Annotated in this window: 5 protein-coding genes; 2 read left to right on the top strand and 3 right to left on the bottom strand. The window is 33.4% G+C overall.

Translation table 11 applies throughout. The features are described from left to right. The first annotated feature begins 138 nt into the window (after nt 1-138). Nucleotides 139-960 carry a nitroreductase family protein gene (locus ABZA26_RS07210; protein ID WP_372713847.1) on the top strand — a complete coding sequence of 274 codons (822 nt, stop codon included), beginning with the start codon at nt 139-141 and terminating at the stop codon, nt 958-960. 129 nt (nt 961-1089) lie between these two features. Here the strand turns inward: ABZA26_RS07210 and ABZA26_RS07205 are convergent, their stop codons facing one another. From ABZA26_RS07205 to ABZA26_RS07195, 3 genes are all read right to left on the bottom strand, one after another. Continuing rightward, the gene (locus ABZA26_RS07205; RefSeq protein ID WP_372713846.1) at nt 1090-2343 is read right to left on the bottom strand and encodes a dicarboxylate/amino acid:cation symporter; all 1254 of its coding nucleotides are present in this window, start codon (nt 2341-2343) and stop codon (nt 1090-1092) included. A gap of 237 nt (nt 2344-2580) precedes the next feature. Next, on the bottom strand, nt 2581-3462 hold the full coding sequence (locus ABZA26_RS07200) for a response regulator (RefSeq protein WP_372713845.1): 882 nt from the start codon (nt 3460-3462) through the stop codon (nt 2581-2583). A 13-nt stretch (nt 3463-3475) separates the two neighbouring features. Beyond that, nucleotides 3476-4741 carry an ATP-binding protein gene (locus ABZA26_RS07195; protein WP_372713844.1) on the bottom strand — a complete coding sequence of 422 codons (1266 nt, stop codon included), beginning with the start codon at nt 4739-4741 and terminating at the stop codon, nt 3476-3478. A 228-nt stretch (nt 4742-4969) separates the two neighbouring features. On the opposite strand from ABZA26_RS07195, the gene ABZA26_RS07190 reads away from it, so the two are divergent. Beyond that, on the top strand, nt 4970-5077 hold a 108-nt coding region (locus ABZA26_RS07190), incomplete at its 3' end, for a CGGC domain-containing protein (RefSeq protein ID WP_372713848.1).

Below are 5077 nucleotides of genomic sequence, written 5' to 3'. Positions count from 1 at the left end.
ATGATATAAAAAAAATTATTGATTCTCTAAAAAAACACGGAATGACCGCTCTGTCAGAAAGCGGAGAGGTAACTTTGGAAGTTTCTGAGGAAATTTTAAGAACAGCTTTGTAAAAAACAAAAAAGGAGCGGAATAATTATGATGACTGTCAACGAAGAAAAATGCATAGGCTGTGGTCTGTGTGTCAAGGATTGTTTTCCAAGAGATATTGAGATGATAGAGGGAAAAGCCAGAATAAACAATGTCACATGCTTTAAATGCGGGCACTGTATCGCAATTTGTCCAACAGATGCCGTTACAACAGATGAATACGACATGGCAGATGTTATAGAATATGATGAGGATAAATTTCAGATTGACTCTGATAACCTTATGAACTTTATTAAATTTAGGAGAAGTATAAGACAGTTTAAAGACAAAGAGGTCGAGGCAGAGAAAATTTCTAAAATTATAGAGGCTGGTAGATTTACGGAAACAGGGGGAAACATGCAGGATGTCTCCTATATAGTTGTCAGAGAAAAAATACAAGAACTGAGAAAGCTGACTTTGGAAAGTCTGAATACCATCGGAGAAAATCTTTTATCCAATATAACGCCGGAAAACAGAATGTATGTGAAATATGCGAAACTCTGGGTAAGAATGTATAAAAAATACAAAGAAAATCCAGATGGGGAAGATAGTCTGTTTTTTAATGCTCCTGTTGTGATACTAGTAACTGCAAATGCTCAGGTCAATGGTGTACTGGCTTCTTCAAATATGGAGCTTATGACAAATGCCCTAGGTCTAGGAGCCCTGTTTAGCGGATTCCTCGTGAGGGCTGCTCTTGGGAATAAAGAGATCAGAGAACTTTTTGAAGTAAAGGAAGGAAAAGAAATAGTAACGTGTATGATTATAGGTTATCCAGATGTGAAATACAGAAGAACGGTGCCGAGAAAAGCAGCTGAGATATGCTGGAAATAATATAATCAATTTCTGACTAAATTAAATAAAAATGAGATTCCTAAAAAGTTATTTTAAAGTAAAAAACCACCTTCAGATCTTTCTTGAAGGTGGTTTTAATTTTATAAATATTAGATTTGTTTGATTATATTATGCTACTTCTAACTCGTCTGCAGCTGGAAGTTCTCCTTCTGTTTTTGCAACGATCAGAGTACAAACAGCATCACCAGTGATATTAACAGCAGTTCTAGTCATATCTAGGATTCTGTCAACACCCATGATCAGTCCGATACCTTCTACAGGGATTCCAACCTGAGTAAGAACCATGGAAAGCATGATCAGTCCTACACCTGGAACACCGGCAGTACCAACAGAAGCCAGCGTAGCTGTAAGGATTACTGCAACATAGTCACCAGGGCTTAGGGTTATACCATAAACCTGGGCAATAAATACTGTAGCAACTCCCTGCATGATAGCAGTTCCGTCCATGTTAACAGTAGCTCCCAGTGGGATGGTGAAAGAAGTGATATCTTCAGGGACTTTAAATCTTGTCAAAAGAGTATCCATTGTTACTGGAATAGTAGCACCACTACTTGAAGTAGAGAAGGCTACTGATATTGCAGGTGCAAATTTCTTGAAGAATGTAATAGGGTTGTATCTTGCAAAGACAAATAATAATCCTTGATAAGTAACAAGTGCATGAATAAGTAGAGCACCTAATACAGTAAGCATATACACGAAAAGTGGTTTCATAGCATCATAACCAAGAGTTGCAAAAGTTTTACCTATAAGTCCGAAAACACCAATTGGTGCAAATAACATTATTATTTCTACAAGTTTAAGAACAAGGTCATTGATTTCAGAGCAGATCTCTTTTAGTCTGCTAGCTTTTTCTCCCATAAGTGTAAGAGAGATACCACATAAAATTGCAAAGATAATTATCTGAAGCATGTTTCCTTCTGCCATAGAAGCTACAGGGTTAGTAGGAACCATATCGATCAGTACATTGACAAATGACTTAGACTCTTTTATGGCAAATGTTGATTGCTCTACACTTCCAAGGTCTAAACCTTTACCAGGATTAACAAGATTAGCAAGTCCAAGTGCTATAGTTATAGCGATTGCAGTTGTTGACAGATAGAAACCAAGAGTTTTAGTACCTATTCTACCGAGTTTTTTGATATCCTTCATTGAAGCAGTTCCCATAATCAATGAAAAGAAAACAAGCGGAACAACCATCATCTTGATAGCATTCATAAAGACTTTACCCATAAGATGGAAAGCGAATCCGATCACGTAGTCATTAACAAACGGAACCTCTCTAACTGGATAGAGCATCGCTCCAACAATTGCTCCTAAAAGCAGACCAATGAAAATTTTTGTTGTCAGTTGCATTTTTTTCATAAAATATCCCCCCTAATTTAAAATTATTAATTATTACCCAGGTCAACCGAACCATATATAAAATCAAATCTGCAACAAACATTCATTGCAAAGATATTTATCGGTTGCACTATTTATTATATTAATAATACTACAACACAACATACAAAATCCGACATAAAAAAACATAATAAATAAAAAAAAAGTCTTAAAATTTTTTTTAAGACTTTTAAAATACATATATTATGGAGTTTTGTACTAAATTTTTAGCATTAACAATATTCCTTCAAAGAATTTTTTTACACTTATTTTACCACAGTAGGGAGATTTACTTCTTTCATAATCCATCTGTTTACGAACTTCTTTGAAATCGAAGATAGTTCCGGAATACTTCAGGAAAATTTCATTTCCGTAGTCCTCTATACCCAGGTTAGAGATATTCTGGAGAACTTTACTTATTGTCCTACGGATTCTCTGTTCTATAGTGCTTGTGTTTATCTCCACACCTTCATTTTTTTCATGTACTTTTTTCAGAAAATTATATACATCAGAAAGTTTATACTGCTGCTTGGAGTTGTCAGATTGCTCCTTTATCCAAAGTATTCCGTCTGAAATATCATTGCACCCAAGCTCACCGAGAATCCCCAACTCACCTAATACGATATTAATCTCTTTTTTTATGTCGGTTTTTTCAGTTTCAGCTTTCTGAGGACCACTTCTCAGCATATCCATGCTCTTAAATGCACTTTCAAAGGAGGCTATTACATTTGACATCTTTATTTTTTCCTGTACTTTTTTTATTACAGAAAGTACTTCTACAACATTTATAGGTTTTGTTATAAAAAATTCCACTCCGCTTTCATAAGCTCTAGAGATCATTTCTGGAGATCTTACTTCGGAGATCATTATAAAATTTGTGTCGACATCTGTATTTCTGAGGGCATTTACTATGCCTATTCCGTCGACTTTTGGAAGAAGAAGGTCTGCTAAGACAATATCAGGTCTCAAGAGTTTTATATCCTCTATAGCTTTTGGCCCGTCATCTGCTGTACCTATTATCTCTCCGAGCCTGTTTTTTATGACTATGTTTTTTAATATTTTCTGAATTCCAGGATCATCGTCAACTATATAAAAGTTCATTTTATACTCTCCTCTATATTAGATTTGTAACAGGTATTTTTATGGTAAATGACGTATAGACATTTTGTATGCTTTCACAGGAAAGCTCTCCCTGGTAGTACTCATCCACAAGATTTTTTACATGAGAGAGCCCGATTCCCGTGGACATCTTTCCTGTTACTACATCATATTTAGTAGAAAATCCAGGCTGAAAGATAAATTTTAAATCTTCTTTCTCAATACCGGAACCATTGTCAGTAACTACAATTATTAAATTTTTATTTTCTGTGGTTCCTTCCACAGTTATGAGTCCATTTTTTCCGATGGCTTCTATGGAATTTATAATAAGGTTATTTATTATTGATATTAAAGGGAGATAATTTATTAGCTTTATATTTTTTTTTACATCAAATTTCAGATAGATTTCCTTATCGACAGAATTTAGAAATTTTTTGGTACTATCCTCTATGATTTTAAGTACATCAAAAAGAGTCATGGTAAAATTTCGTTCTTCCATCTCAGTTTCTAAGGTACTTTCTATTCCTGTGACCACACGGAAATAATCTTTTTTTATTTCATGGATATTTCTGGATATTTCCAGGGCGTAGTTTTTCAGACCGGCATCTTTTAGTTCATCATAGAGAAGATAACTTTTTTCCATTGTGTGTTCTATATCATCTATTGATTTTTTCAAAAAAAAGACTTCAGTTTTTAGCTTGGAAACAAAGATGAGAGATTCTTTGAATTCTTTGTCTTTCTTATCTTTGTCATATCTGTTTTTTACATAAAGGACAAAGTTGTAGAAAAGATAAACCACAAAAGCTCTGACAAATCCCACTAAGATGGCCTGAAATATTGCCACTTTAAATGGAAAACTCCACCAAATATTTCTGATGGACAGCTCAAGGATGTTTGACATTGAATCACAGATCCACATGCTTAAAATAAATATGGAAAATTTATCTTTCTTATTTCTTATATCCAAAGCTATAAAGAGCAGACCGTAGGTCAGATAATATCCCACTGTAGGAAGATATTTGTAAAAAGCATCCATATATAAAATATCAGAAACATTTAAAAATTCCACAAAGGCTCTGAAAAAGGGTATAAAGAATCCTATGACTGCACATGAAATCAGAATGGGAATATCTGAAAAGAACAGCAACGCTATGGGAAGCACAACTCCTGCTATGGAAAATCTAAACCATGATGCAAAGGGACTCATGTATATCTGTCCCATAAAAATCGTTATTATACTTACAATAAATATATTTTCAAAATTTTTCCTTTTCCAAGGCAAAACATCACCCCACTAAAAAAACAGAATTAATTACATCAATTTATTTTAGCATAAAAAGATAAGTTTTAATATAGACTAGTAAACTTAAACTCAAAACTATAAAGTCCTATAATCTATTTAATATTACATTATTTTTTTTAAACATAAAAAAACAAAAATTATGTTATAATAAAAAACATGAAAAAAATAAAATAGAATTTTAGGAGGAAGAATTTGGATATAAAATTAGTGGCAATAATTCAATGTGAAAAGGCAAAAAATAGATGTAGCGGATATGCCTGCACCGATTCATTTTATAAAAAAATAAATTCATTCAGTGAATATAAAGCTGATACT

It is taken from the genome of Ilyobacter sp. (assembly GCF_041583315.1).
Taxonomy (GTDB): Bacteria; Fusobacteriota; Fusobacteriia; order Fusobacteriales; family Fusobacteriaceae; genus Ilyobacter.
This window is presented reverse-complemented; position numbering and strand designations above follow the sequence as displayed.

Bases quoted from the DNA above. Each gene is read 5' to 3' on its own strand.
- ABZA26_RS07210 (WP_372713847.1), top strand. From the start codon at position 139: ATGATGACTGTCAACGAAGAAAAATGCATAGGCTGTGGTCTGTGTGTC.
- ABZA26_RS07205 (WP_372713846.1), bottom strand. From the start codon at position 2,343: ATGAAAAAAATGCAACTGACAACAAAAATTTTCATTGGTCTGCTTTTA.
- ABZA26_RS07200 (WP_372713845.1), bottom strand. From the start codon at position 3,462: ATGAACTTTTATATAGTTGACGATGATCCTGGAATTCAGAAAATATTA.